Here is a 26,623-nt window from a genome sequence, read left to right on the forward strand (position 1 = left end):
GTGACCCGTGACTACTCTCGAGTATTCAGCAGACTCAGCAACTCAGGTTGCTCCTCGGGTTGTGCCTAAGTCAAAAGGACGCATCGTCGTCAATTGGCTAACCACTACCGATCACAAAACAATCGGGTATATGTACCTGATTTCTTGCTTTATTTTCTTCTGCATCGCGGGCATTATGGCTTTGCTCATGCGCATGGAGCTCTTTGAGCCCGGTATGCAGGTGCTACAGACTAAGGAACAGTTCAACCAGCTTTTCACCATGCACGGCACTTTGATGTTGCTTATGTTTGGTACCCCTGCATTTACTGGTTTTGCTAACGTTTTGATTCCCCTTCAGATTGGCGCTCCTGACGTTGCGTTCCCTCGTTTGAACGCTTTGGCTTTCTGGTTCTTCCTCTTTGGTTCCCTGGTTGCCCTTGCAGGCTTCTTGACCCCTCAGGGTGCTGCATCCTTCGGTTGGTTTGCTTATGCCCCATTGAATAGCACTACCTATTCACCTAGCGTAGGTGGAGATCTCTGGGTCTTCGGTCTAGCTTTGCAGGGCTTCGGTACCATCATGGGTGGCGTAAACTTCATTACCACCATCTTGTGCATGCGTGCTCCCGGTATGACTATGTGGCGTATGCCCATCTTTACCTGGACGACCTTGATTACCGCCATCCTCATCATCATGATCTTCCCTCCCTTGGCTTCAGCACTGTTTGCTTTGGGTATGGATCGTCGTTTGGGCGGACACATCTTTGATCCTGAAAATGGCGGCGCTATTCTCTGGCAGCACCTTTTCTGGTTCTTCGGTCACCCTGAGGTTTACGTTCTAGCACTGCCTTTCTTCGGTGTTGTTTCGGAAATCATTCCTGTGTTCTCACGTAAGCCGATTTTCGGTTACAAGGGTTTGGTTTTCGCTACCATCGCTATTGCGGCACTTTCCGTAACAGTGTGGGCACACCACATGTATGTAACCGGCGCAGTTATGTTGCCCTTCTTCTCGTTCATGACCATGTTGATTGGCATTCCTACGGGTATGAAGTTCTTCAACTGGATTGGTACCATGTGGCAGGGTTCGCTTACCTTCGAAACACCTTTGATTTGGGTTATGGGATTCCTCGTCACCTTCCTCTTTGGTGGCTTGACTGGTGTTATCTTGGCAACCCCTCCGCTTGACTTCCACCTATCTGACTCATACTTCGTGGTAGCTCACTTCCACTACGTCATTTTCGGTACCGTAGTCTTCTCCATGTTCGCTGGCTTCTACTTCTGGTGGCCCAAGTGGACTGGCAAGATGCTCAACGAACGTCTAGGTAAGATTCACTTCTGGTTGCTGTTCTTCGGCTTCCACATGACCTTCCTGATTCAGCACTGGTTGGGTGTTGATGGTATGCCCCGTCGTTACGCTGACTACATGCCAGAAGACGGTTTCACCTGGATGAACCAGCTCTCAACCGTAGGCTCAATGCTTCTCGCAATCTCGATGATCCCATTCTTGTGGAACGTCTACGTGACTGCTCGTTACGGCAAGAAGGTTGAGGTTGACGATCCTTGGGGCTTCGGCGGTTCACTTGAATGGGCAACTTCTTGCCCTCCTCCGCGTCACAACTTCACCGTTCTACCGCGTATCCGTTCCGAGCGTCCTGCACTGGATCTACATCATCCCGAACTGTCCACCAACTACAATGTTGCAGCAGCAGCTCGCCAGGTATCTGAGCACGCGCAGACCGCTGTTGGCTCAGTAAAGCGATAGGGAGTAGCTACTATGAAAATTCTTGGACAGCTTTTTCTTGGCTTGGGTATCTTCCTCGTACCGGTTGGAATTGTGTATGGTTTAATGACGCAATTTACAGACTGGGCTGGATTCCCCGCAATCTTAGCTACCGCCGTGATGTGTTTCTTCTTGGCATTCTTTTTGATGTTTACCGATAAGAAGCACCCTCACCAGCCGAACGAAAATCTTGAAGGCGAAATTGCCGATACCACCGGTGACTACGGTTTCTATTCACCGTGGTCTTGGTGGCCGCTGATGATTGGTCTCGTTTGCGCAATCCTGGTAACTGGTTTGGCAATGTGGCAAGTATGGGTAATTACCCTTGCTATTCCTCTAGCAATTCTTGCTTGCGTTGGCTGGGTATATGAATACAACCGTGGCGATCACGCTCACTAACATATAACCGCCGAGAAAGGGCAGTAGATTCATTTGAATCTACTGCCCTTTTTATATGCGTATTTCAATAACTTCTTGACAGCTTCGTGTTCGATTCTCTTTAGCCTTAACTGACTTAGGAGACTCCTAAGAACACCCATCCCGGAACAACTCGAGTAAAAACATTCATTCGCCGACGAGTCAAAACAAACTAACTGCGCGGTACGAGCATCAAAAGCTAGATGCGAATCCTCTTTAAAATTCTTCCCTACTACTTTATTTAGAATCCTTGAACTGGCGGGCACTCACATACCCGTCATAAGACGAATCCCCCTCGATAAAAGATTCCCTTTAGCCAAGGAAAGAACCTTAACTCCCAAATCGCTATGTTGCATAAGAATAGCCTCATGCTGAGCTGCCCATGCTGAAATACTTCTTGAAGCGCTAAAGACCAGTTCAAGGTGCATGGGAATTTACGGGAAGTAATCATCTAAGCAGTCCGGGCATCTGCTTAGGCTCCGCCAGGGCGAAAATCATCGACTCTGCTACCCAGAGTCAGATTTACGGTTACGCCTGCTTCTTCAAGCCTTTGAATTTCGCAGGTTGCGCTTCTGAAGCAACCAATAGAGTTTCTAATCTCACAGTTCGGCTTTCTTTGGCTTTGATTCGAGAACAGTCCACTGCTTGTCGATAGAAGCTTCTGGATAGTTACTGCCTGTTACGGTGCTAAGAAAGCATATAGGACCAACTCAGGAGTCTTTCCTGAATAGGGAGATGGTAACACCTAAAAGCTGTTGACGTTCCCTCCTGAGGCCAGTTATGAGTTTGACTCAGATATATGATTCACTGTCAACCACGATGTGAAACGTGGACAGGAGCAAACTTATCTATACTTCAAAGTTTGGTGAGAGGGTTCAAGGTATAGACGATAACCAGGCGTGACGGTCAATTTCGCCCCCTCGGCAGCAGCGATGAAGAGGAATTTGGTTCAAGGAAACTAGATTCGCTGGGAAGCCATCTCCGCAAGCGTATATGGCGTTTTAAGACAATGTAATTCTAGAAATGATATGAGAATTAGTTAGCTTCTCATCGCCCCGCAGAGCTGCGTTTATACGGCTTGAAAGCTATTTTCACGTGAACCGTCTTTGCACATAGCCAGATGGTTAACAACCTAACTCGATTTTTAAGGGCACACCGTTTCAAGAAGCTAGACATACTAAAAGCCCCTCTCCAAGAGGAGAGGGGCTTTTTGAAGATCTATTTAGTGAATTTCCTTGGTATCAGAAGCTGCTACAGATCCATGGTTTTCATCATGGGCTTGATGCGCTGCTTCAAGTTCCGCAGGAGTTACAGAAACTACTCGATCCTGGAACCAAATCTTCGAAAGACCCGCACGAGTCTTTTCGGCGAAGGAAATCTTACCCTTCTTATTTGGCTGAGCCGCCAGGGGAGCAGGTGATTCAAAGTTCACTAGCTTGTATCGACGGTACTCATCTAGAGGCTTGTGAACCTCGATGAATTCACCGTGAGGAAGCTGAACAACCTGACCGGATTCAATACCGTGGAGCACAAGCTCGCGGTCCTTACGCTGCAAAGCAAGGCATACGCGCTGAGTGACAAAGAAACCGACCAAAGGACCAAGAATCAGCGAAGCACGAAGCCAGTAAGCGACGTCGTTCAGTGATAGATGGAAGTGAGTTGCAATGAGGTCAGAGCTAGCCGCTACCATCAATGTGCCGTAAGCAATGATTCCCGCTACACCTACACCAGTGCGGTAGGGAGCATTGCGAGGACGATCAAGGATGTGATGTTCGCGGTTGTCTTTGGTAACCCAACGCTCAAGCCAAGGCCAGATGAACATTGCCATGATGATGAGTCCCGCAGGAATCAACGGTCCTAGAACACTGAACACCCAGGTACCGCCTAGAACGTTGAATTCCCAGTGCCAAGGCCATGCGCCAGGCATCAAACGCAATGCACCATCGCCAAATCCGACGTACCAGTCAGGCTGGGTACCAGCCTGAACGGGGGAGGGATCATAAGGGCCATAATTCCAGATTGCGTTAATGGTGAAGGTCGAAGCCAAGAAGGCGATGATACCGAAAACGATAAAGAAGAAACCGCCAGCTTTAGCTGCATACACAGGACCAACAGGGAAACCAACCACATTACCCTCAGTGCGACCAGGTCCGGGGTACTGAGTGTGCTTGTGAACAACGACCATGAACAAGTGGATTGCAACACAAAGAAGAATCAGTGCAGGAACAATCATGATATGCATGGAGTACAAACGACCGATGAGCTGCTCACCGGGGAATTCTCCACCGAAGAAGAAGAGAGAAAGGTAAGTTCCTACCAACGGTAGAGCCTTCATGATTCCGTCAACAATGCGCAGACCGTTACCGGACAGGACGTCGTCGGGGAGGGAGTAACCGGTGAAGCCAGCAGCAATACCCAAGATAAATAATACGCAACCTACTACCCAGTTAAGTTCACGGGGGCGACGGAATGCGCCAGTGAAGAACACACGGAGCATGTGGATGGTCAATGCCAACATGAACATAAGAGCTGCCCAGTGATGAATCTGACGAAGAAGTAGACCACCGCGGACATCAAACGAAATGTGTAGCGTTGATGCATAAGCCACAGACATCTCGGTGCCCTTCATAGGCACATAAGAACCATCATATGCAACGGGTGCCATCGAAGGGTTGAACCACAGCGTAAGGAAGGTACCCGAAAGAATCAGGATAACCAAGCTGTAAAGAGCTACTTCACCGAACATGAAAGTCCAGTGGTCGGGGAAAATCTTTCGACCGAATTCCTTGATGATTCCAGACAAACCTACACGGCTATCAACAAAGTTTGCGATACGCCCGGTTGATGTCTTTGCCTGGTAATCAGTTTCAACAGTTGTGTGTGACATTATTTTGTCTCACCTGCCATCTCTTTTACGTGTTTGCCACGTTCCCAGTAAGCAGGGCCAACAGGTTCGTGGAAGTCGCTCTGAGCTACCAGGTAGCCTTCTGAGTCAACAGCGATGGGAAGCTGAGGCAGAGCGTGACCAGCAGGTCCGAAAACTACCTTGCATTCATCAGCCGCGTCAAAGGTTGACTGGTGGCAAGGGCAGAGCAAATGGTGGGTTCGCTGCTCATACAGAGCAATGGGGCAACCAACGTGGGTGCAAACTTTGGAGTAAGCAATAATGCCGTCAACGTTCCAGTCTTCACGACCGGCTGATACCTTGAGGTCACTGGGATCTAAACGCATCAAGAGAACAACAGCTTTAGCCTTTTCGTTCAGGTAACCCTGATCGTGGCTGAGCGATGAAAGGTTCTCAGGAAGTACGTGGTAAGCGGAACCTAAAGTAACGTCTGAAGCCTTGATAGGAGTACCAGAAGGGTCACGCACCAGGCGTACTCCCTTGTCCCACATCGTGTGCTTCAATACTGAAGGATCAGCAGGACCCAAGTCGCGCAAGAAGGTGACAAAAGTCAGAGGAGCGAGGATAACTGAACCAATCAAGGTATTGCGCAAGAGCGGACGGCGCTTAATGCCGGACTCTGCAATAATAGTTTCAACAATCTCCTGTGCTTCTGCACGATCTGCTTCAGCAGAAACCGCGTGACGGTATTCAACCATCTCGTGATCAGGCATGAGGGTACGAGCCCAATGCACAACGCCGATGCCGATGCCGAACATCGAGAATGCAATTCCCAAACCAAGTAGAAGGTTTTGCAAACGAAGCGCGTTCGTGGGCTCGGGATTCATTACATCGTAATATTCGCCCCCAATTTTAATACCGAAATAAGCTACCCAGAACAAAATCGCGCCAAGAATGGAAATCACAAACAGGAGTGAAACCTGTCGCTCTGCGGACTTTGCCTTATGGGGATCCACGTCAGTAAGGCGTGGTGCATGAGGAGGTAGCCCCGGGTTGGGGAATGTCTCCTTGCCTTCCTCATGAGAGGTAACTACGACTGAGGATGTCTTCCTAGCGTCGTCACTATGGTTGCCCATGTGTTGCCTCAAATCTTCCTAATACGAAAACTAATGTGTGTGGTGTGCTTAAGCTGAGCGTGAAGTCAGCCAGACAGTGAAAATCAAGATAATTCCCAAGCCTAAAGTCCAAATCAACAGACCTTCGGCAACAGGACCAAGTGACCCGAGGGCAAAACCACCGGGGGAGTTGTTTACTTCCTGAGACTTCAGGTAAGTGATAACATCTCGTTTCTCTTCAGGGGTAATGTTCGCATCGTTGAACACTGGCATATTCTGAGGGCCAGTTTCCATTGCCTCGTAGATGTGCTTCTCAGATACGCCCATCAAAGTTGGTGCGAACTTACCGCGAGTCAGTGCACCGCCAACACCCGCTGCGTTATGGCACATAGCGCAGTTAGCCAAAAAGATCTTGGCACCGTTAGCTGCATCGCCTTTGGAAACGTCAAGGTACTCATCTTCAGGAACGGACGGTCCCGCGCCGAGAGATGAAACATAAGCAGCCAGCTGATCGGTCTGCTCTTCATTAAACTGACCCGGCTTAAGCTGAGCCTGGGTACCCTGCATCTGCATAGGCATACGACCGGTGCCGACCTGGAAGTCAACTGCGGCAGCTCCTACGCCAACAAGCGAGGGACCATCAGCGGTGCCCTCAGCGTTGGTGCCGTGACAGGTCGCGCAGTTTGAGATAAAGAGTTTCTCTCCTTCTTGGGCCTGCGTAGCTGTGTAGGTGGTGCTAGTTTCAGCTTTAGCCTCATTCGTAGCTGTGGCAACTGCATAGAGGCCACCGGTGAGGAGTAAAGCTAGAGCAAGCAACACGATGGCTGCAAGAGGATGACGCCTCTTCTGAGAAAGTGCCTTCACGTCGTTTGATCCTTAGTGTGTGTGCTGGTTGAACTATTGATGTGGCGATTTGTTTCTATTTACTTCAAGAAGTAAACGACGGCGAAAAGAACAATCCAGACGACGTCAACAAAGTGCCAATAGTATGAAACAACGATTGCTGAAGTTGCTTCATAATGACCGAATCGCTTTGCAGCGTATGCGCGGCCAATGATGAATAGGAATGCAATCAAGCCACCGGTCACGTGAATAGCGTGGAAACCAGTGGTGATGTAGAAAGCTGATCCGTAAGCAGAGTGAGCGATTGTTACGCCTTCTGCGACGAGGTTTGCGTACTCATAAACCTGCATAGACACAAAGAATGCGCCCATGAGGAAGGTCAGCAGGAACCACTCGACCATGCCCCACTCTTTAACGTTAAAGAGGGAGCCAGTGCGACGTGGCTTTAGCTGCTCTGCTTTGAATACACCAAACTGACAGGTCACCGAACTCAACACCAAAACGATGGTGTTGACGGTGGCCAACGGAACAGCTAGATGTTCGGTATTTTCTGCCCAAATATCGGGTCGTGATGCCCGAAGGGTGAAATACATGGCGAATAGTCCGGCAAAGAACATCAACTCTGATGCCAACCAAACAACGGTGCCGACGGCGACAGCGTTGGGTCGGTTCAAAGTCGTGTGGGCCGACTTACTTGGGGTATGGGTTGCAGTTGTCACATAGACATTATGTCTGTAAAACTTCGAAGAAACCAATATATGAGCTCCTTTCTTCCCATGCGTGTTGAAAATCTCTAGGGAATACAAGGGAAGGCCACCAGAAAATTTTTGAAAATTTCGCACATGTTACAAAACTGACCTGCGGCATAATTCCTGAAGTTCACAGCTTGAAATATTTAAAGCACCTGGCGATTCTGCCCGCTATGCTGAACCCATGAGCATATCTGAGATATCGAACCCAGCTATTTCCTGGAAAGCCATTCTGAATAAATTGACTCTTCGCCATGATCTTTCCGAGCAAGAAATAGGGTGGGCAATGGATGAGATAATGAATGGAGTAGTCTCGGAGGCTATCATTGGCGCCTTCCTAATTGCACTTCATGTCAAGGGGGAGTCTCCTGAAGAACTGAGTGCGCTAGCTCAGGGGATGCTAGATAAAGCGGAAAAGATCGAAATTAGCTCTAACGCAGTAGATATTGTGGGCACCGGGGGAGACCAGCATAATACGGTCAATATTTCCACTATGGCATCAATGGTGATTGTGGGCGCCGGGGTTCCCGTCATTAAACACGGTAACCGCGCATCGTCGTCCTCTTCCGGCTCCGCAGACGTGCTGGAGAAGTTAGGCATCAATCTCAATATGCCGATTTCTGACATCATTCAGTGTTTAGAAACAGTAGGAATTGCTTTTCTGTTCGCCCAGGTATTTCACCCCTCCATGAAACATGTGGCTCCCACCAGAAAACAGTTGGGGGTTCCTACTGCCTTCAACTATTTGGGTCCTATGACGAATCCTGCGCAGGTGCGTTCTTCTGCAATTGGGGTAGCTGACGAAGCGATGGCTCGCAAAATTGCTGATGTCTTTGCCTCGCGTAACGATCATGCCCTGATTTTTAGAGGTGGAGACGGCTTGGATGAACTGACTATCACCTGTAATTCCCAGCTTTGGGAAGTATACGAGGGCGCCGTAACTGCGCACGTTATCGACCCCCGTGAATTTGGATTCAATCTAGGCACGTTAGAAGATTTACGCGGTGGTACGGCTTCCGAAAACGCAGAAGTATTTGAACGAATCATGGCGGGGGAGAGTGGGCATATACGGAACGCTGTTCTCCTCAACGCTGCAGCAGGGATTGTAGCTTTCGAACCCGTCGGTGAGGGGCAGAGCTTCAACGAACGTTTTGTTGCAGCCCTGGATAGAGCGATAGCATCGCTGGACAATGGCAGAGCTCGGAAGGTGTTGGAGAACTGGAGAGAGTTTTCACAAACTACAGCAAACTAAAACTTAAAGTTTAGCTTGAAAGAAATAGGTGTTTCTTGAGTAGAAGAAACGCCTATTTTCTTCAATTTGTTGAGCGAAGATGTTAACCATCAACTCTTTGACGTCGTCGGTCAATAAGCAGCCATAGTGCTCGCCATCCCACAAGAAAGACTCCTAGGACACCCAAGGTGACGATAAAGAAACTGAGAGCGCTGGTGCCTCCGAAGAACAGTCTTAAGAGGTGACCTAACGCAGCAGTTCCGAGCCAAACACTCAATCCCGCAGGAAGAATATTAAATGGCATATTTCGAACCATAGGCAAGATCCACACAATGCATAGTCCAAGAAGGAATGGAACTGCCGTCAAGAAAGTTCCTGCTAATCCTTCTGCATGCGACGAACGCCCAATGCCCACAAAAATTAAGACCAAAAGTGCATCCACTGCGAATGCCAACCATTTATTTTTCATGTTTACCTCCGCAATAAGTGTGCCTGATACAGGGATACAAAGGAAACAGGGGAGATGAATTTACTATTACTTTACATAATGTAGATTATCGGCGTTTTAGATTGTTGAGCAACCATAAGGTAGAACATGATTTTTGCACCATTTTTACTACCGTCGCACTGTCGTCACCGCAAAACCCCAACCAACCCATATAATTATCCTTTGGTCTAGAGTTGGGTGCGGAATATTATTTAGCTCTTGTCCGTTACATCTAACAATGCCCTGGATTTTGGAGGAAAGTTTATGAGCGATCGTAGCCTAAGAGGTATGCGCCTAGGTTCGCAATCAATGGAAACCGAAGCAGGTGTCGAACCAGCACCCCGTCAGCGAGTTGAATACCGCACTGAAGACGGCGAAAAGGTATTTGTAACATTTGCCCAAGAAGCAGAGATTCCCCATACGTGGACAGCAAAATCCGGCAAAGTGGCTACCTTAGTCAATGGTGAAGGTGAACCGGTAGATTCGCATGAAAAGCCGATTCGTACTCACTGGGACATGCTCCTCGAACGCCGTTCCATGGAAGAACTTGAAGAAACCCTTCAACAGCGTCTTGATGTTTACCGCGAACGTCACGCCTTGTAAGCAGACAGTTAATCGGAAGATGGGGGTGAGAACTTAGGTTCTCACCCCCATCTGTATATTAATCGGGCTTATCGCTGTGTTAGCTTCTTCATAAATTCGCCCACCTTTTTACCGCGGGACTTGATTCCCCAGCTCGAAACCTTAGCCATCGAGTCAAAAATGATGTTGCCGTCCATTTTTGAATCCCCAATTTCGCGTTCAATAAACGTAATGGGTACTTCGACAATCTTGAAACCAGCTTGTTCTGATCTCCATGCAAGGTCTACCTGAAATACGTATCCCTTCGAATCTATGCCTTCTAGGTTCAATCTCTCCAAAGTGTCACGGCGGAAGGCGCGGAAACCAGCCGTTATATCATTAATTTTGGTACCCAAAATCAGCTTAGTGTAGAGGTTGGCACCGCGGGAAAGGATTTGACGGTGAACGGGCCAATTTTTTGTCTTTCCGCCGGTGATGTAGCGTGAACCGATAGCTAGATCGGCGCCGTCTTCAACTGCCTTTACCAACAAAGGAAGCTGCTCGGGCTGGTGGGATCCATCGGCATCCATCTCTACCAAGACGTCATATCCCTCAGCAAGACCCCAATCGAACCCAGCAAGGTAAGCACCGCCCAATCCATCTTTGACGATACGGTGAAGTACATGGATGTTTGAATCCTTGCTCGATAGCTGATCTGCGATTTCTCCGGTGCCGTCGGGGCTGTTGTCATCAACAACCAAAATGTGCCCCTCAGGCATAGCTGTGCGGAGGCGCTCCACTACAACAGGTAGGTTCTCTTTTTCGTTGTAGGTGGGAATCACCGTTAAGACCCGCATAAATATCTCCTCGTTGCCACTGTTACCTGCGGCGATGAATAAAAACTAGAATCTCAGTATAGCTTTTCTATAGTGCAGCTGACCAAACCGGTCGAGAACATGAAGCTGTTATACATCTTGAAATTGACCAGCAATCAGCAAATCAACTAACGCTGGCAGATTATCTTTTTCAAGTACCGGCAACAGCGGAATTCTTGCACGTGGATCCGTACTCCAGGCAGCGACCCTGTCGTCTGCTGTTTGAACCATCAGTTCCGTAACTTTCCAACGAGCGACATCTGCCATTGATTGTGGGCCGAGTTGACCAAAAGTAGGATTGGACTCCCCTACTGCTCTATAGACACCGCGCGTCATAGCATTGAACGTAGCTCGCGCAGATAGTTGATCTTCAGGGCGAGTGCGAACAACATGCGTGAGGGCGAGCTCCCATCCTAAAACTCTTGATTCCTGGTTGACGTCGGAACCTAAAAAGACCAACGCTCCAGCAGCCACAGCTTGACGAATAGATGAGTCGTTTTCCGCGATCTGGGATGAGAATCCCAGTGCTACACCTAAATCTCGAGCAACACATATATTTTCACTGGTGATAGAAGAGATACCGTCTAAACGCGGAGCGAGTCGAAATCTGTCTAATTCATTAAAAGCAGAGAGGGCAGATAAGAATTTCTCTATATCGACTTCATCCCGTGGAACAAATGAAACTCTTAGGCGGTGGTCTAGTGCTTTCTGAAGAAAAGAAGTGAGATCAACCGATGCTTCCCGAATTTGGACACCGTGAATACCTGCAACAAGCTGCTCTATATCTTCTTTGCCACTGATAATCGCATAAACGAAGGTGTGTAAAGGCGAGGCGGAGATATTAATAGATTCACAAGCAGATTGAGGAAGGAAGAGCGACGTCGAAGCGTAGCCTGCATGGATTAACCGCTCCGATAAAATCGCAAGTTCATCTTGAGACTGAACCGTTGCGCCGCCGTGAAAGAACGCAGGTGTCAGCAAATCTCCTACAAGCTCTACCTTATGCATAGAGTTATCGTAAATAGAGTCAGCGCCGGCGTCTGAACCAACCCAATCGACGGCAGTTTCAGTCAAGACCATCGCAGTTGCATAAGGATCGACCGGACTGTACACCGATCCATCGCAGAACACTAAAGTTTTAGTTGACATTTATTTCCTTAAATTTGTGTTGCTACTACACCACGGCGGAGCAACATAATGGCACGTTCACACTGGGCTTTTAGCTCAATATCGTTCTGAGCAACATGTGAAATCTGATCCAGCACGTCAATCACCTGTTTAATCCAACGCACGAAGTCACCCGCAGCAAGGTCAGTATTCTGAATTGCTTGGGCCAAGGAATCTCCGCGAGCCCATTTATAGGTGGGCCAAACCATACCTAAATCGGGGGCAGATGTTTCCGGTAGGTTGAACCGTTCTTCTCGTTCGGTCAATTTACTCCACAGGGTTACCAAAGTAACGATCGGCTGTTCTATTGAGGAATGGGGATATTTGCGGAGCATACCCATTTCCTCGCGTTTGGCTTCAAAAACCAGCGCTGAAACCACAGCGGCAGTGGCATCCGGATCCAAATTCTTCAAAAACTTTTCTTCAAGTGCAAGAGAAAGTAACAAGTCTTTCTCACCATAGACACGCCGTAGGCTCTGACCCCGCTGGGTTAAATGAGCTTCTCCCCCGCTATCCCGCTCAACATAATTAAATGATTCAAGGAGTCTAATGATTCTCTTAAAAATTTGAGAAATAGTGTTGGTTCGGCGACTGATTTGTAGACGAAGCCCATGGGTATCTCGTTCCAGCTTCCACCACCGTTCAGCCCAACGAGCATGGTTCTCCCGATCTGAACAACCATGGCAGGGGTGCGCTTTCAATTGCTTGCGCAACTTAGTAACTTCTTGCTCCTGGTGGCTATCCTTGCGATCAAACCACGATCTCTCTGAAACCTTTCGCGGGGGACGATTTTCATAAAGCGCCTCGCGCAAACGAGATGCCATGTCCCGACGTTCTTTAGGCGTCTTCCCTTGGAATTTCTTCGGGACCTTGATTTTAGAAACGGGAACTATTGGCCCTTCTAAATCATCTGCGGAGAGACGGCGCAGATGCGCATCATCAGTCAAAATGGCAGGTCGCGGATCGTGCCCTGCCTCAGCCCTAGTCAGGATAACTGCAAAGCCTCGGTTACGTCCACGCGGAATCTCAATCACATCACCAGGCAGCAAGTCATGGATTGAAGCCATAGCCTGAGAATGCTCAAGACGTTTGCGTCCTTTCTCAGATTTCTTCTCCGCCTCATTGAGTTGCTTACGTAACTGAGCGTATTCCTTGAAGTCGCCCAGATGGCAATGCATAGACTTTTCGTAACCTTCAAGCGCTCGCTCATTCTTACGAACACGCTGGGCTATTCCCACGACAGATTTATCCGCCTGGAACTGGGCAAACGATGACTCCAGAATTTTCTGCGCTGGCCCCTCCCCAAATTGAGCGAGAAGATTGGCGCTCATATTATAGGTGGGCCGGAATGATGAATTGAGAGGATAGGTACGCTTAGACGCCAATCCTGCTACCTGCTGGGGTTCCAGACCCGGCTTCCATAGCACGACTGCGTGACCTTCGACGTCGATGCCGCGACGACCGGCACGACCAGTAAGCTGGGTGTACTCCCCCGGTGTGATGTCTACATGTGTCTCGCCATTGAACTTAGTGAGCTTTTCTAGCACCACTGAGCGTGCGGGCATATTAATACCAAGGGCTAATGTCTCCGTAGCGAATACAACCTTGATGAGTCCTTCTGCAAACAGAGCCTCTACAATTTCTTTGAATACCGGCAGTAACCCCGCGTGATGAGCGGCTATACCGCGGGTGAGCCCCTCTCTCCACTCGTAGAAACCAAGTACATTGAGGTCCTTGATATCCAAAGCAGCTGTAGCTTCTGCAACGTAAGCTCGGATAAGCGCAGCCTCTTGGTCGGTCGTCAAACGAACATCAGCATCTATACATTGGGAGACGGCAGCATCGCAGCCAGCGCGAGAGAAGATAAAGCAGATTGCAGGGAGCAAGGCATCCTGGTCAAGAGCCTCAATCATGTCTGGTCGAGACGCGCGGAAAGGACGAAGATGTTGCTCAGAACCACTACGGTTAAAACCGGAACTGTGGCGATTGCGGGAGCGGGAATTTCGATGGGCTGCTCGAGAGAACTTTTCGGCGTTCTGACGCGGTCCCCGCCCGCGATATCCTCGAAGTCGCAATAACTCAGGATTGACGTCAGGAACTTCGTCTTTGTTCTTGTCGAGTAGTTCAGCAGTTTCTTCAACAGTTGTATCATCCAAGAACAGATCGACCAGGCGATTCCCGACCATGACATGCTGCCACAACGGAACGGGGCGATGCTCGGACACAATAATATCTGTAGTTCCGCGAACGGTATCCAGCCACGCACCGAATTCTTCAGCGTTAGAGATAGTAGCTGAGAGCGAGATAAGTGAGATGTGCTCAGGAAGGTGAATAATAATTTCTTCCCATACCGCTCCACGAGCTCGATCAGCCAAATAGTGAACCTCGTCCATCACCACATAACCCAGATTAACGAGGGTGGAAGACTCTGCGTAAATCATGTTGCGCAAAACCTCGGTGGTCATTACTACGACATCGGCTTCAGAGTTGATAGATGTATCACCGGTCAACAACCCCACAGCCTCTTCCCCATAAATCTGCACCAAGTCGTGATACTTCTGGTTACTCAATGCCTTGATCGGGGTGGTGTAGAAAGCCTTCTTGCCTTGAGACAGGGCCAGATAGATGGCGAACTCCCCCACGATAGTCTTACCGGCACCCGTGGGTGCTGCCACCAGTACCGCGCGTCCAGACTCGACCGATTCACATGCTCTTACCTGAAAATCATCCAGAGGGAAATCAAGCGTATTTTGAAAGGAGCCGAAAACGGTTTTTTGCTTTTTGGCGCGTTCTTTAGCTGCGAAGAAGTTATCTGCAAGAGAAGACATATACCCATACTATGACGAAAGAAGACCCCCGATGAAACCATCGGGGGTCTTGCACAGTGGTTGAGGCTAAGAGCTCAATCGAGAGGATTCTACAGAACCACTATTCTCCTCAATTCGTCCCAGCTTTTCTAATTCTTCAGCGGAAGTTGCACGGTCAATTTCTGTTTCAGAAAGTCCCTTTGCGAGCTTAGCGCGCTTTCTTTCCACTCGTTTATCATGCAACAAGCAGATAACAATTGCGATAAAGAAGAAAAATAGCAGGGGTGCTGCAAGATAGAACATCGTCATAATATCAGTACCTGGCGCAGTCATTGCAGCAATGGTTGCAACAAAAACCACGACCCAGCGCCACTGCTTCAGGATTGTCCGCCCCGGAAGTATACCCATGAAGTTCAAGCCCACAAGAATTACCGGAATCACGAAAGCCAGAGCAAACGAGACCATAAATTTGACGACGAATGAAATGTAGATTTCAGCAGAAATGATGTTGGACGTGCCGTCGGGGTTGAATGCAGTCAGTGCAAAGACCGCGGCGGGTAGACAAATCCAAGCGGTCAAAAGACCGATAAGGAACATAGGTACCGCTGAAAAGATAAACCCCAGTGCGTAGCGTTTCTCTTTCTTATACAGCGCTGGAGTAATAAACGCCCAGAGCTGGTATAGCCATACTGGAGCCGCCAGAACCAGTCCGATGTAGAGAGATACAGTTACCATCAAACTAAACGATGACTGTACGGTGGAGTAATTCAGCAGGGCTTCTCGACCTTGTTCCGCATTGATTTCATCGAGCGGGGCTTTGATAGCTGTGATGAATGGCTGATAGAGAAAGAAACCACCCACAGCGCCGAGCACTGTAGCAACAGCTGCTTTAATGATCCTATTTTTGAATTCGCGAAGATGCTCCATCAAGGCCATATTTGCCTGAGGATTATTCTTGCGGCTCGTTGCCTTTGCCATCATTTACCTTAGAACCGAAAACTTCATGTGCTCGAATTCAACCCGTGTTCTGAGAAGAGAACACGGGTTGAATCGTCAGAAGAGAAAATTAGATATTTCGAGGAGTTTCGTCAGCTACATCTGCACGTGTAGATCCAACGTTCTTGTTATCAACAACTTCGCCGGTGACGACGTCGTCCTGTGCTGAAGAGCGGGGCGCAGAATCATTTTTGTTGTCTTTCTTCATGCCATCTACCTCAGACTTGAAGATGCGCATGGACTGACCGAGGCTACGCGCCATACCGGGAAGCTTGGGTGCACCAAAAAGAAGAATGATGATGATCAAAAGTACGATCAGCATGACTGGATTATCAAAAAGTCTACCCATGAGTAGCACCCTTTCTTGAGTATTTTTGAAGGTCACTCACATTCTGTGGCTGACCAAGTGTTTCTCGTTTATTGATTCTACGCGAGATTCGTCGCTGGGCTCGTTCATTTTTGCGCTCTTCGTACTCGGTATATGTTTCTTTCACCGAACGAAAAATAGCTGGTTCTGTTTCTTCCCTCAAATGATGCGCCTGATAATGAGACGATTCATGAGCAACTTCAGATGCAATTTCACTAAACTTCATGAATTCTTCCATTGCTCGAAGTACTGTAGAGACAAGTCTTACCAGTAACCATCCCAAAACTGTGAGAGCTACTAAAACTAAAAGAGTCCATAGAATTGTCCAAAACCACCAAGGCATGAGCACAATTATAGACATCCTCTGCCCCTCATCCTTTCTGAGGAAGCTGAAAATTTATTGTATGTTTAGCCCTCAATAGACTGAGAGAGTTCTTTGACCTGATTTTTGAGGTAATTACGGAGCCCAGTTGGTTCCAGGACTTCGACACTTCCTTGAGATTTCAGCACCAAATCCCAAATCCAAGCAGCTTCACCGTAGGCAATTTTGATGGTCTGAGAATCTTCATGAGCTACCTCTACAGTCGATTGATCAATCAGCGTCTTTAACTCAGGAGTCAATTCCTCCGCTATCTTGCACGTTGCAATGTTGCCCTGCTGTTTCAAAGTTTCAATCCACTACTGGGGGTTAGGTTGAAGAGGCGTTGAATCTGCTGGGGGCGATGGACAGCTCACCCTGTGAATATCGCTGAGGCGATCTACTCTGAAAACACGCGGGGCCTGACGTTGAAAACAAAACCCCGAAAGATACGTAAATTCATGTTGTTGGAAGAGTTCATAAGGCTGAATTGTTCTCTTCTCTATCCGATTCCCCGCCCGATAGGTAGCCTCGATACACTGCCTCTCGCACAGGGCACGCTTCACCTCGGAGATATTGCCTTCTGGCGGGAAATAACTCAATGAAGTATCCATCTGGGCTGCGCTATCGGTGATATCCCTCCAAAACTCACGGGTTGATTGAAACACCGATGCTTCAGACGAAGTAGATTCTAAGAATTTGAGGACCAGTAGAACCAGAGCTTCTTCTTCCGGGGAAAAATTTATCTGATGTAATGCTTCCCCTACGCCCCTCACATACACACGATTCTTCTCAACCTCAATATCAAAAAGTGATCCGTCCAAATTGACCCAGAGAGTAGAGAGTCTTTTCTTGACCGTAGCAGGACTCACTCCTGTTCTGCGACTGAGCTCAGCGCACGTAATCCCCGGATTCTCCATGGCTAAATGAATAAGAGATATTAATTCCGCAACCAAAATATCGGTACTGGCGCGCAAACGGGCCTTAGGAGGTTCTCTAAAAGTCAAACTTCCTACAGGGGGTTCCACGTCATAAGTACTCACCAGTCGTTTCAGAATAGATTTCTGTTCATCGTGTGCTACTTTTTGCTGGCGTGGGGAAAGCCTAAACTCATTAGACTCAACTTTGTCGATACCAGACAAAAATATGAGTTTCTGTTTGAAAGAGAGATAAAGAGCATCGTCTAAAGAATAGGCGGGAACCACCCGAAGTTCGAACGTCTCAGATAAAGACCTCGCCACTAAACCAAGTGGTGCAACATCAGAAATCTTTTCTAAGGCTTCATCCATTGAAAAAGAATCCTGAGAAATATCTAATCCATCAACCCGCTCAAGATCTGACATCCGATCTAAACGGAATATCCGCGACTTTCCATCGATGCTCTGAGCACCAGCAACATACCAACGACCAAAACGATTGCCTATCCCTTGCACATACATTTCACGCAGTGACTCGTCACCGTTCGGCCCCTGATAGAGAAACTGTAAACTCTGCTTTCGCGCCAAAGCACTCAACACTATTAACAAAGAATCCGGTGCTGAAAGCAACGAAGGCTGGGAACCAAAATAGGCCTCCGCACTCTTACGTGACCACCCCAATTTTGACAGGACAGAATCTCCCAGCTTGTGAAAAGACCCGTTCCGCGCCACCAGCATCGCCCAAGCAATCATCAACACCGCTGAATCATTTGCCCGCATACGAGTGAGCCGATCTCTCACTTCGCTGGCATCCCGCTGTTTCAGCACGTAACGAAAGCTCACGCCGTCGTCATTGACAGAAGAATCAAGCAACCCAAGCCCGCGCAAAGTAGCTTTGTCTCGTTCAAACATCCGTTCAAAGGCTAAAACACTGGGAGCCTCCCGATATTCCTTCAAACTCCAACGGATATCATCGCGGCTCAGCCCCTTCGAACTCTTTGCCAACACATCAAAGAGTTGAAGTACCCGCTCCACTGCCTGTTTACTCATAAATACAAAGTAGCCCCCGAGGATCTGAACTGGCCCCCGAAAGTTGGACTGGTTTTATTCTAGGCGGTTAGAGGCTTTAGGGTCTGGTTCCGGTATTGCATCGGAGTCAGGCCCTTGAGTCGTTTTTGGATGCGTTCATGGTTGTACCAACGGATGTAGTCATCAATTGCGTGGTAGAACGTCTCCAGACTGGTGAATGATTCCCCGTGGTACATCTCTGATTTGAGGTGTCCGAAGAAGTTTTCCATTACCGCATTGTCGTAACAGTTTCCTTTCCTTGACATCGATTGTGTGCCACCGATAGCTGTGATGAGTGTGCGCCAGCTGGAATGTTGATATTGGAATCCTTGGTCGGTATGTACAAGCAAACCTTTATCTGGTGATTCTTGCGCGATGGCATCGCGTAAAGATTGCGACGTAAACGCCGTATTCGGTGAGGTTGAAATGCTGTACGACACGATCGACCGATCGCATAAGTCCATGATCGGCGACAGGTAGACCTTGGTGCCAGCAACGCGAAACTCCGTGACGTCACTTGCCCACACCGTATTTGGCTCATCAGGTGTGAAACATCGATTCAACACATTGCTTGCGATGTGACTTACCGTGCCTTTGTACGAGTTGTACTTCTTTTTCGCCCTGATCTTGGATTTAAGCCCTAGTTGATCCATGAGCTTGTAGACCAGCTTATGGTTGACCACCCATCCTTCCCGGCGTAGCTGAGCATGCACCCGCCGGTAACCATAACGACGGTTCATACGCTCAAAGACATCGACGATTGCCTGCTTGAGCTGGGCATGTTTATCAGCCATGGTGAGGCGTTGTTGGTGATAGAAAAATGTTGACCGGGCAAGACCTGCCGCAACCAGTAGGTCCTCCAGGCGGTGGGCTGACTTGAGGATGACGATAGCTTCTACTTTCAGCCTCGTCGCTGGTTCCTCAAGTCCCGCAATTTTTTTAAGTACGCATTTTCTGCCCGTAGTTTCTCCACCTCTCGGCGGAGCCGATCTTCCTCGGTCAACGGTGTCGAGCGGGCGCTGCCTTTCGGTCGTCCCTTCGGTTTCGGCTGCAACGCTTCATCGCCACCCGCACGCCAAGCCCTCACCCAATTAGCGACAAGTTGATCCGATGACAAACCAAACTCCCGAGCCAGTTCCATCTTGGACTGGCCGGCAATGAACCGATCGACGACTTCCTTCTTCACCTCGAAGGAAAAGTGCTGCTTAGTTGGTCTCTCCACAAGACATAGTCTGCCATGCAGCTTGAAACGACGCTCAAATCTCTTTACAGAATAGAGGCCAACTCCTAACCGATGAGCCGCTGCCGCATAGCCCAGCCCTTGCTCAAACAAATCAACGAGCTGCTCGCGCTGAGATTCACTCAAAGAACTTCGTGCTCTCAAAAAAATACTCCCCACTAGTTAGAAACTGATTTCTCAGTCCAACTAATGGGGAGCAGTTCAATCCTCGGGGGCTACTATTCATCGCGCTAGGCGAATTACTTTTTTACATCTAGAAGGTCGACAACGAAGATAAGAGCTTCATTAGGCGCAATTGCTGCACCGGCGCCGCGCTCGCCATAGGCCATCTCAGAAGGGATTTCCAGACGACGGCGGCCGCCTACTTTCATTCCCAACAGACCCTGATCCCAGCCCTGGATAACCTGACCGATACCTACGCGGAATGCCAAGGGCTCTCCGCGGTTCCAGGAGGAATCAAATTCTTCACCGGTGGAAAATGCCACGCCCACGTAGTGGCAAGAAATCTGATCGCCAGCAGCTACGGCTTCGCCAGATCCTTCGATTTCATCAATAATCTTGAGGTCTTCAGGTACTCCACCCTCAGGGAAATCAATTTCAGGCTTTGTACGATCTAACTTACGCTGACCAAAGGACATAGTTTTCTTCTTTCTGTTTAGAGGTGGGAAGTATTATTTACCGGACTCGGTTGAAGTAGGCTGAGCCGAAGTGGTGGGCTCTGCCGATTCAGCAGCTGGTGAGGCGCTAGGGCTGGCAGACGCCGAACCGGAAGCACTGGCAGAGGGAGACTGCATGCTTGCGGCAGCCTGAGGATTATCGCTAGCCCCCAAAATATCAACAACGAAGACAAGTGGACCGCTGGGAGCGTTCTCGCCGGCGTCCTTACCGTAGGCCAAATCTTCAGGAATGATGAGTAGAACGCGTGAACCAACCGTCTTGCCCTCTAGACCCTGAGTCCAACCCTTGATGACGCCCTGCAGATTGAGCTCGGCGGGGGTTCCATCAAAGTTACCGTCGAACGCTTTGCCGTCTTCCCAGCGCACGCCCTGGTACTTGACGTACAAGGTATCGGAAGCTTTAACTTTCTCACCCTTGCCCTTAATCATGTCCTGGGAAACAAGTTCCTTTGGAGCATCTCCGCGATCAGCCTTCAGCTTCAACTCTGCCTTGCCGTCGTCGCCTACCTTGAAAGATTCTAGAGCCGAATTGAGATCCTTTTGAGGAGTTTCATCACCGGTTGCATTTTCTAGCAGCTTGCTCTTGATGGTATAGACCTCAACGTTTGCAGGGGTGTCTTCAGCTGCCTCAGAAGCGCTGGGGCTACCGCTGGCATCCGCACTGGGAACCATGTTGGAGGTATAAGAGAAGCTGGTACCCACCTTCGATGAAGTCAAAACATCGTACAGCTCGGGAGCAGTTTTTTTCAGATCCTCACCCACAGGAATCAAGATGGGTGACTGAGCGTAGGTACTACCTACCTTTGAGCCGTCGTCACCCTTGAATACAGTTGCCTCGATGAGAAGGTTGTCGCCATCCTTAATCTCTTCGCCATCGCCCTCTTCAATCACGTGGGTTGACGTTTCATCTGTAGTGAAGGGGGTCTGGAATGAAACCGAGGGCTCAGCGGTCGCATCATTGAGAGAATATTGGACATCGTCCAATGACGAGCTGGATCCGGAGCATGCAGCTAGCGCTAGCGTAAGTACAGCTCCGGTTGCTACTACAAAAATTTTCTTCTGCAAATCGAACTTCTTTCTCATGATTACGGTTCTGAATCTAATGTGCAATGGTAACGCAAGATGCGGAGGAAAACCCTCAACTTTAGATGAAAGGCGGCATCCATTCCTGCGTTTTTTGAGCTCCCAGCAGATCAATTAACTGCTTGACCGTCGAGTCCTCGGTAGCGAACGGATCCTTACATACTGCGTTCAATTGAGGTTTGTTGTTGAGCCTTAAATGTACCCAGTCAACGGTGGTGGGTTCTCCTGCCCTATGTGCGGCCTGAATAAAACTACCTCGAATTTTCGCTCTAGTTTCAGGTGGTTGCAACGTAGCTTTTTCAACAGCACCGGGGTCAATCACACGACGGGCACGCCCTGCTTTTTGTAGCACGTTAAAGACGCCGCGGTCAGGGTCGATGCTGTGATAAGCCAAATCTAGTTGCTGGATTCGAGAATCCGCATAATCTTTAGCACCACGCGCTATATAAGAATCTAAAAGTTTTTTCTTGATAGCCCAGTCAATTTCGGTATCGATACCCGAAATGTCCTGTGTTTCCACCGCAATCAAAGCTCTGTTCCATAAATCCAAAATATAAGGAACATCTGCATGGTGTGCACCTGCATCAGCTATATACTTCTGAGCTGCTCGCAAATAGTTGCGTTGCAACTCCAGAGCATTCTTGTAGGAGCCATCTGCCAACTCAAATCGTGTAGTGCCTGTGAGATCGTGCGACACCGTGCGCAGGGCATTCGCTGTGTCCTTTATTTCGAAGTTTTCCAGTGGAAAATGATCTTCCAGCATGCGAAGGATAATGTCTGTTGCGCCAATTTTTAGGAGGGTGGTTGTCTCAGACATATTGGAATCACCGTTGATGACGTGCATCCGGCGATATTGGTTGGGGTCGGCGTGTGGCTCATCGCGGGTATTGATAAGTGGACGAGATCGAGTAGTTGCAGTAGAGGCGTCCTCCCAGATGTAATCCGCCCTTTGGGAAAATGAGAAACTTGGCGTACCGTGTTTTTTATCCTGCCCGGTGAGAGGTCTCCATGCTTCGGGGCCGTGCGGATGCGTTTTACCTGCTCCCACCATGATCTGGCGAGTCATCAAAAAAGGGATGAGGGAACGGACGAGCTTTGAAAATTCCACTCGCCGTTCAAGCATGTAATTCTCGTGGGATCCGAATGAGTTCCCCGCTGAATCAACATTATTTTTAAACAGGTAGAAAGTTCCCTCTTTGCCCTCCGCTTCGATGCTGTCTTGGGCTTGGTTCAGTAAATCCGCAAAAAGTAGCTCCCCCGCCTTATCTTGGGCAATGAGATCACGTAATGTTGCCGATTCAGCGGTGGCGTATTCGGGATGAGACCCGACATCCAGGTACAGGCGGGAACCGTTGGGGAGAAAAACGTTTGTTGAACGCCATGACTCCACCACGGGCTTGAATAAGATACGAGCTGCTTCTTCAGGACCAATCGGACCTAATGAAGAGGGTACGTAGGTAATACCAAATTCAGTTTCAATACCAAAAATTCTCTTTTTCACAGCTCATAATCTCTTTCGGTTGCCTGGGAACTAGGGAGCAGTTTATTGACCGCCTTTTTGCACAAAACCCTTCACGAAATCTTCTGCATTCTCTTCAAGCAAGCCATCGATTTCTGCGAGTAAATCATCTGTTTCACCCAATAGTTCTTGATTGACCTCAGAATTTTGTTGAGCAATCGAAATCTCGTCCTGGTCCGTAGCGTTTTGCTGCTGGTGCTGTTGCTGAATTTGTTCGCGCTTCATAATTATTTCTCCTTCTGTACGTTGTTAAGGGACTCAATGACCTCAACCGCCGTGGGACTGTTGAGGACTTGCTGCGTCTGCTCGGCAGTAAACGCCGACGGATTATCCATGGTGAGACGGTGAACTTCCGTCTGCAATTGGTTACGCGCTACAACGGTATCCCAATTCACGCTGATTAGCTCCTCGGGCCAGCGCTTGATGAACTCACCGCGCAAATAGGCGCGAGTATTCTCCGGTGCATGACGCGCGGCGTCGGCTATTTCTTCAGGGGAGAAGAGAATCTGCATCCTGCCTAGTTCAACCAGTTTAAAGTACAGGCCTTTTTGAGGTCTGATGTCTGAATATTGGATGTCCAAAGCCGCAAGCTTAGGGTTGTCCCATCCGATGCCCTGGGCCACGTACTGACGCATCAAAGAATATTTAGCCACCCAGTCCAGACGATTGGCGAGGGAGAAGAGGTTGGTTTCCAAGGCATCGAGGACTTCATTCCACAGCGAGATAACCTGATCGGTTTCTTCATCGACACCCGAGAAATATTCTTCTGCCGCCTCCAAGTACTCTCTCTGAATCTGAAGAGCGGTTACCTCTCCCCCGCTGCTGAGAGCTATTTTTTCGGACAGAGTTAAATCGTGGCTCACCGTATGCATGGCATGAACAGGATCAGCCAACACAATATGAGGTGCCACCCCCTTCTCGATGAGGGCAAGAACCAAAGACGTAGTACCGAATTTGAGAAGATTCGAAACATGGGAAAGGTTGGCATCCCCGGTAATCACGTGTAGACGGCGGAATCGCTCAGAATCTGCATGGGGCTCATCTCGGGTATTGATAAGAGGACGACGGATGGTAGTCTCCAGCCCCACTTCGCGCTCAAAGAAGTCGGCGCGCTGAGAAATTTGGAACCCAGCAGTTTCGCCCTTCGTGCCGATACCTACGCGGCCTGCTCCGGTCATAATGATGCGAGTGGCAAAAAAGGGAAGAAGTCCCTGGATGACGTCGTCGAAATCAGTGTCCCTGCTCATTTGGTAGTTCTCGTGGCTACCGTACGACTGCCCCTTGGAGTCCGTGTTGTTTTTGTAAAGGTTGATAGTCTCTAGCACCGGCGAGTCTGCCGAACGTTGGACTACCTGAGCAGCAATCCAATCACCGGCGGCGTCCCATTTAACGGCGTCCATCGGTGAGGCGACCTCAGGTGAAGAATACTCGGGGTGAGCGTGGTCTACGTAGAGTCGAGCTCCGTTGGGCAGGATGGAGTTCATAGTGACCGCATCCCAATTCAACCGTTCCGCATACAACCCTGAATCCTGCAGTGCCTCAGCAGCGATTTGCTCACTGGTGAGAACATTAGCCTGGTGGGTGAGCTGAGTCACATGAGCATCTTTTTCAGGGATCTCAGTGCCTCGTGAATCGCTCAGCGGAGACTCCGAGGAATATCCCCATTCAGCGGTTGAATGTGCCTGCAATTCTGCGTGAAACAGCGAATCATAGGTGCTCACTACCTGAGCTGAAAGTACAGTAGGATTCGCCGAAAGGTTGCCGGGCGCTAGTACGCCAAACTCAGTCTCTGCTCCCATAATGCGACGAACGCTCATTATGCACGTCCCCTTTCACCGGAGAATTTGTTGGAAACCGGCAAAATATTGGCTATGGGCTGACGGATATTTTTGCTTGCCAGGACGTCCTCCACTTCAGCCATCTGAGGTACCTCAACTTGGTCTTCAAACTCGGCTCGGACTGCTTCCTGCAAGTGCTCAAAACGGATACCTGGTTCCCCGATATCCAGCTGATCTTTGATGGCAAATTTTTTGGCGGCATCCACGATATTACGAATCACCGCACCAGAGAGAAAATCTCCCCGATAAAGCAACTGGAAAGTGCCGTGGGAGAATTCCACCTGCACATAGCGGTTTTCGTCAGTGGTAGCAAAGAGTGCCTCAGTGATTTCATGATTCATTGCTGCAACAGCTGCCTGAGACGAGCCAAAGCGGTCAATCACGGACGAATGTAGAGGCAAAGACTCGTTGAGATACAAGCCAAATATCTCTTCGGTCCCCAGCCGATCTGGTCGATTGACCCGAATCTTGATGTCCAAACGTCCCGGTCTTAAGACAGCGGGATCAATCATATCTTCCCGGTTCGTTGCACCAATGACGATGACATTATCAAGTGCTTCCACACCATCGATTTCTGATAGCAACTGCGGCACGATGGTGGTCTCCACGTCGGAGCTTCGTCCGCTACCGCGCGTGCGGAAAAGAGATTCCATCTCATCGAAGAAAACCACCACGGGGTTTCCTTCTTCAGCCTTTTGACGCGCAGCGGTAAAGATATCGCGGATCTGCCGTTCCGTCTCCCCCACGTACTTGTCCAATAGCTCGGGACCCTTAATATTCAAAAAGTATCCCGTGCGCTTCTGCCCCGGATGCAAGGCCTCTATACGAGCCGCCAGTGAGTTCGCCACAGCTTTAGCAATGAGAGTCTTACCGTTGCCGGGAGGGCCGTACAACAAAATACCCTTGGGCGGGGTGAGATTGTAGACGCGAAAAATCTCAGGGTGCAAAAATGGCAGCTCAACGGCGTCTTGAATCTGGCCAATTTGAGTACTCAGTCCACCGATATTGGCATAACTGATGTCGGGAACTTTTTCCAGTACCAGCTCTTGGGCATCGTTCGTTGGTACAAGACCGGTAATCATCCCAATCCTTGAATCATAGGTAACGGTGTCACCCAGGGTAAGCGATGAAGCGTTCAGATTCTCTGAAATACGCACCACGCTTTTTACCTGATTAGGCATATCAACCACAGCGCGGGAATCATCCAAAATTTCTCGGATAGTCACAACCTCACCCAAGGATTCAAAGCCTAAGCTCAAAACGGCTTGAGTCTGATCATTCAGCAGAACGGTCATACCCGGTTTCACCTGCCCAATTTTCAACAGCGGTGAGCAGGTAATGCGCACGCGCCGACCGGAGAGCATAACATCGAGGTATTCTTCCAACTCGGCAGGAGTCTTTCCCTCCGCCAAGTCGTCATAGGTCATACCCCCGGTATGTACGTCAAGGACTGTCGCAGTGTTGAGCGGAGGAGTAACTTCCTGGGAAAGAGCTAGTCTGAGATTCTCAATTTCAGCTTTAGTCTTTTCTAACGCAGTCACCAGTTTCTGATTGCGCTCGCTAGCTACACGCAATTGACGGTCAAGATTTCTCCGACCCTCATTTGCGACATTCAGCTGGCGCAAAATACGTTCAAAATCCTGCGCAGAAACATTCTTCTCAGCTTGCTCTGACATGCTCTCCTCCTCGTTCTTCATGTTCTTCGCG

At 49.1% G+C, this 26,623-nt stretch carries 23 protein-coding genes and 1 pseudogene; 4 read left to right on the forward strand and 20 right to left on the reverse strand.

All coding sequences use genetic code 11. From position 1 onward, the window contains the following. Positions 1-7 precede the first annotated feature (7 nt). Positions 8-1,738, forward strand: a complete 1,731-nt coding sequence (gene ctaD, locus IDM48_RS06175) for an aa3-type cytochrome oxidase subunit I (protein WP_190616532.1) — start codon at positions 8-10, stop codon at positions 1,736-1,738. A gap of 12 nt (positions 1,739-1,750) precedes the next feature. Beyond that, complete coding sequence (locus IDM48_RS06180; RefSeq protein ID WP_068171075.1) at positions 1,751-2,155, forward strand: cytochrome c oxidase subunit 4; 405 nt, start codon at positions 1,751-1,753, stop codon at positions 2,153-2,155. Positions 2,156-3,395: 1,240 nt separating this feature from the next. Here the strand turns inward: IDM48_RS06180 and qcrB are convergent. From qcrB to ctaE, 4 genes are read right to left on the reverse strand one after another with little or no spacing between them, the layout of a single operon-like run. Beyond that, positions 3,396-5,060, reverse strand: coding sequence for a cytochrome bc1 complex cytochrome b subunit (gene qcrB, locus IDM48_RS06185; protein WP_145177605.1), 1,665 nt, complete (start codon positions 5,058-5,060; stop codon positions 3,396-3,398). Beyond that, complete coding sequence (gene qcrA, locus IDM48_RS06190) at positions 5,060-6,154, reverse strand: cytochrome bc1 complex Rieske iron-sulfur subunit (protein WP_068171066.1); 1,095 nt, start codon at positions 6,152-6,154, stop codon at positions 5,060-5,062. The genes qcrB and qcrA overlap by 1 nt, the downstream gene beginning before the upstream one ends. Positions 6,155-6,202: 48 nt before the next feature. Then, the gene (gene qcrC / locus IDM48_RS06195) at positions 6,203-6,997 is read right to left on the reverse strand and encodes a cytochrome bc1 complex diheme cytochrome c subunit (protein ID WP_068171063.1); all 795 of its coding nucleotides are present in this window, start codon (positions 6,995-6,997) and stop codon (positions 6,203-6,205) included. 59 nt (positions 6,998-7,056) lie between these two features. Beyond that, positions 7,057-7,695 carry an aa3-type cytochrome oxidase subunit III gene (gene ctaE / locus IDM48_RS06200; protein WP_145177596.1) on the reverse strand — a complete coding sequence of 213 codons (639 nt, stop codon included), beginning with the start codon at positions 7,693-7,695 and terminating at the stop codon, positions 7,057-7,059. Positions 7,696-7,909: 214 nt separating this feature from the next. Here ctaE and trpD point away from each other — a divergent pair, with 214 nt between their 5' ends. Further along, positions 7,910-8,977 carry an anthranilate phosphoribosyltransferase gene (trpD, locus tag IDM48_RS06205; protein ID WP_238397909.1) on the forward strand — a complete coding sequence of 356 codons (1,068 nt, stop codon included), beginning with the start codon at positions 7,910-7,912 and terminating at the stop codon, positions 8,975-8,977. An 82-nt stretch (positions 8,978-9,059) separates the two neighbouring features. On the opposite strand, the gene IDM48_RS06210 is transcribed toward trpD, so the two are convergent. Further along, complete coding sequence (locus tag IDM48_RS06210) at positions 9,060-9,425, reverse strand: DUF3054 domain-containing protein (protein WP_068171062.1); 366 nt, start codon at positions 9,423-9,425, stop codon at positions 9,060-9,062. A gap of 282 nt (positions 9,426-9,707) precedes the next feature. Here IDM48_RS06210 and IDM48_RS06215 point away from each other — a divergent pair, with 282 nt between their 5' ends. Further along, positions 9,708-10,046 (forward strand): RNA polymerase-binding protein RbpA, encoded by a 339-nt coding sequence (locus IDM48_RS06215; protein ID WP_068171059.1) that lies wholly within the window; start codon positions 9,708-9,710, stop codon positions 10,044-10,046. Between the two features lie 68 nt (positions 10,047-10,114). Here IDM48_RS06215 and IDM48_RS06220 read toward each other — a convergent pair whose 3' ends face one another. The 15 genes and pseudogenes from IDM48_RS06220 to arc all read right to left on the reverse strand — a co-directional run bounded on the left by IDM48_RS06220 (position 10,115) and on the right by arc (position 26,592). Further along, positions 10,115-10,861: a polyprenol monophosphomannose synthase gene (locus IDM48_RS06220; RefSeq protein ID WP_190616534.1), complete on the reverse strand. Its 747-nt coding sequence runs from the start codon at positions 10,859-10,861 to the stop codon at positions 10,115-10,117. 108 nt (positions 10,862-10,969) lie between these two features. Further along, the gene (locus tag IDM48_RS06225; protein ID WP_190616535.1) at positions 10,970-12,028 is read right to left on the reverse strand and encodes a hypothetical protein; all 1,059 of its coding nucleotides are present in this window, start codon (positions 12,026-12,028) and stop codon (positions 10,970-10,972) included. An 8-nt stretch (positions 12,029-12,036) separates the two neighbouring features. Continuing rightward, the gene (locus IDM48_RS06230; RefSeq protein ID WP_190616537.1) at positions 12,037-14,874 is read right to left on the reverse strand and encodes a DEAD/DEAH box helicase; all 2,838 of its coding nucleotides are present in this window, start codon (positions 14,872-14,874) and stop codon (positions 12,037-12,039) included. 66 nt (positions 14,875-14,940) lie between these two features. Beyond that, positions 14,941-15,831 (reverse strand): twin-arginine translocase subunit TatC, encoded by an 891-nt coding sequence (tatC, locus tag IDM48_RS06235; RefSeq protein ID WP_346843468.1) that lies wholly within the window; start codon positions 15,829-15,831, stop codon positions 14,941-14,943. An 88-nt stretch (positions 15,832-15,919) separates the two neighbouring features. Further along, positions 15,920-16,198, reverse strand: coding sequence for a Sec-independent protein translocase subunit TatA (gene tatA / locus IDM48_RS06240; RefSeq protein WP_068171047.1), 279 nt, complete (start codon positions 16,196-16,198; stop codon positions 15,920-15,922). Next, a complete protein-coding gene (locus IDM48_RS06245) occupies positions 16,191-16,577 on the reverse strand; it encodes a hypothetical protein (protein WP_141669394.1) in 387 nt (128 codons plus the stop codon). Before IDM48_RS06245 ends, tatA begins: the two co-directional genes overlap by 8 nt. A 47-nt stretch (positions 16,578-16,624) precedes the next feature. Continuing rightward, on the reverse strand, positions 16,625-16,882 hold the full coding sequence (locus IDM48_RS06250) for a WCX domain-containing protein (RefSeq protein ID WP_190616539.1): 258 nt from the start codon (positions 16,880-16,882) through the stop codon (positions 16,625-16,627). A 12-nt stretch (positions 16,883-16,894) separates the two neighbouring features. Beyond that, positions 16,895-18,541 (reverse strand): helix-turn-helix transcriptional regulator, encoded by a 1,647-nt coding sequence (locus IDM48_RS06255; protein ID WP_190616540.1) that lies wholly within the window; start codon positions 18,539-18,541, stop codon positions 16,895-16,897. Positions 18,542-18,600: 59 nt separating this feature from the next. Next, positions 18,601-19,897: pseudogene (locus IDM48_RS06260) on the reverse strand (IS3 family transposase). 141 nt (positions 19,898-20,038) lie between these two features. Next, complete coding sequence (locus IDM48_RS06265) at positions 20,039-20,437, reverse strand: FKBP-type peptidyl-prolyl cis-trans isomerase (protein ID WP_068171027.1); 399 nt, start codon at positions 20,435-20,437, stop codon at positions 20,039-20,041. 33 nt (positions 20,438-20,470) lie between these two features. Beyond that, positions 20,471-21,541, reverse strand: a complete 1,071-nt coding sequence (locus tag IDM48_RS06270) for an FKBP-type peptidyl-prolyl cis-trans isomerase (protein ID WP_238397911.1) — start codon at positions 21,539-21,541, stop codon at positions 20,471-20,473. A gap of 79 nt (positions 21,542-21,620) precedes the next feature. Then, complete coding sequence (gene pafA, locus IDM48_RS06275; protein ID WP_190616542.1) at positions 21,621-23,060, reverse strand: Pup--protein ligase; 1,440 nt, start codon at positions 23,058-23,060, stop codon at positions 21,621-21,623. A 42-nt stretch (positions 23,061-23,102) separates the two neighbouring features. Then, entirely contained in the window at positions 23,103-23,303 is a 201-nt protein-coding gene (locus IDM48_RS06280) for a ubiquitin-like protein Pup (protein WP_145174666.1), read from the reverse strand. A 2-nt stretch (positions 23,304-23,305) separates the two neighbouring features. Continuing rightward, complete coding sequence (gene dop / locus IDM48_RS06285; protein ID WP_068171018.1) at positions 23,306-24,895, reverse strand: depupylase/deamidase Dop; 1,590 nt, start codon at positions 24,893-24,895, stop codon at positions 23,306-23,308. Then, positions 24,895-26,592 carry a proteasome ATPase gene (gene arc / locus IDM48_RS06290; protein ID WP_190616544.1) on the reverse strand — a complete coding sequence of 566 codons (1,698 nt, stop codon included), beginning with the start codon at positions 26,590-26,592 and terminating at the stop codon, positions 24,895-24,897. Before arc ends, dop begins: the two co-directional genes overlap by 1 nt. Between the last annotated feature and the right edge of the window lie 31 nt (positions 26,593-26,623).

Source organism: Rothia amarae (assembly GCF_014705945.2).
Lineage (GTDB): Bacteria > Actinomycetota > Actinomycetes > Actinomycetales > Micrococcaceae > Rothia > Rothia amarae.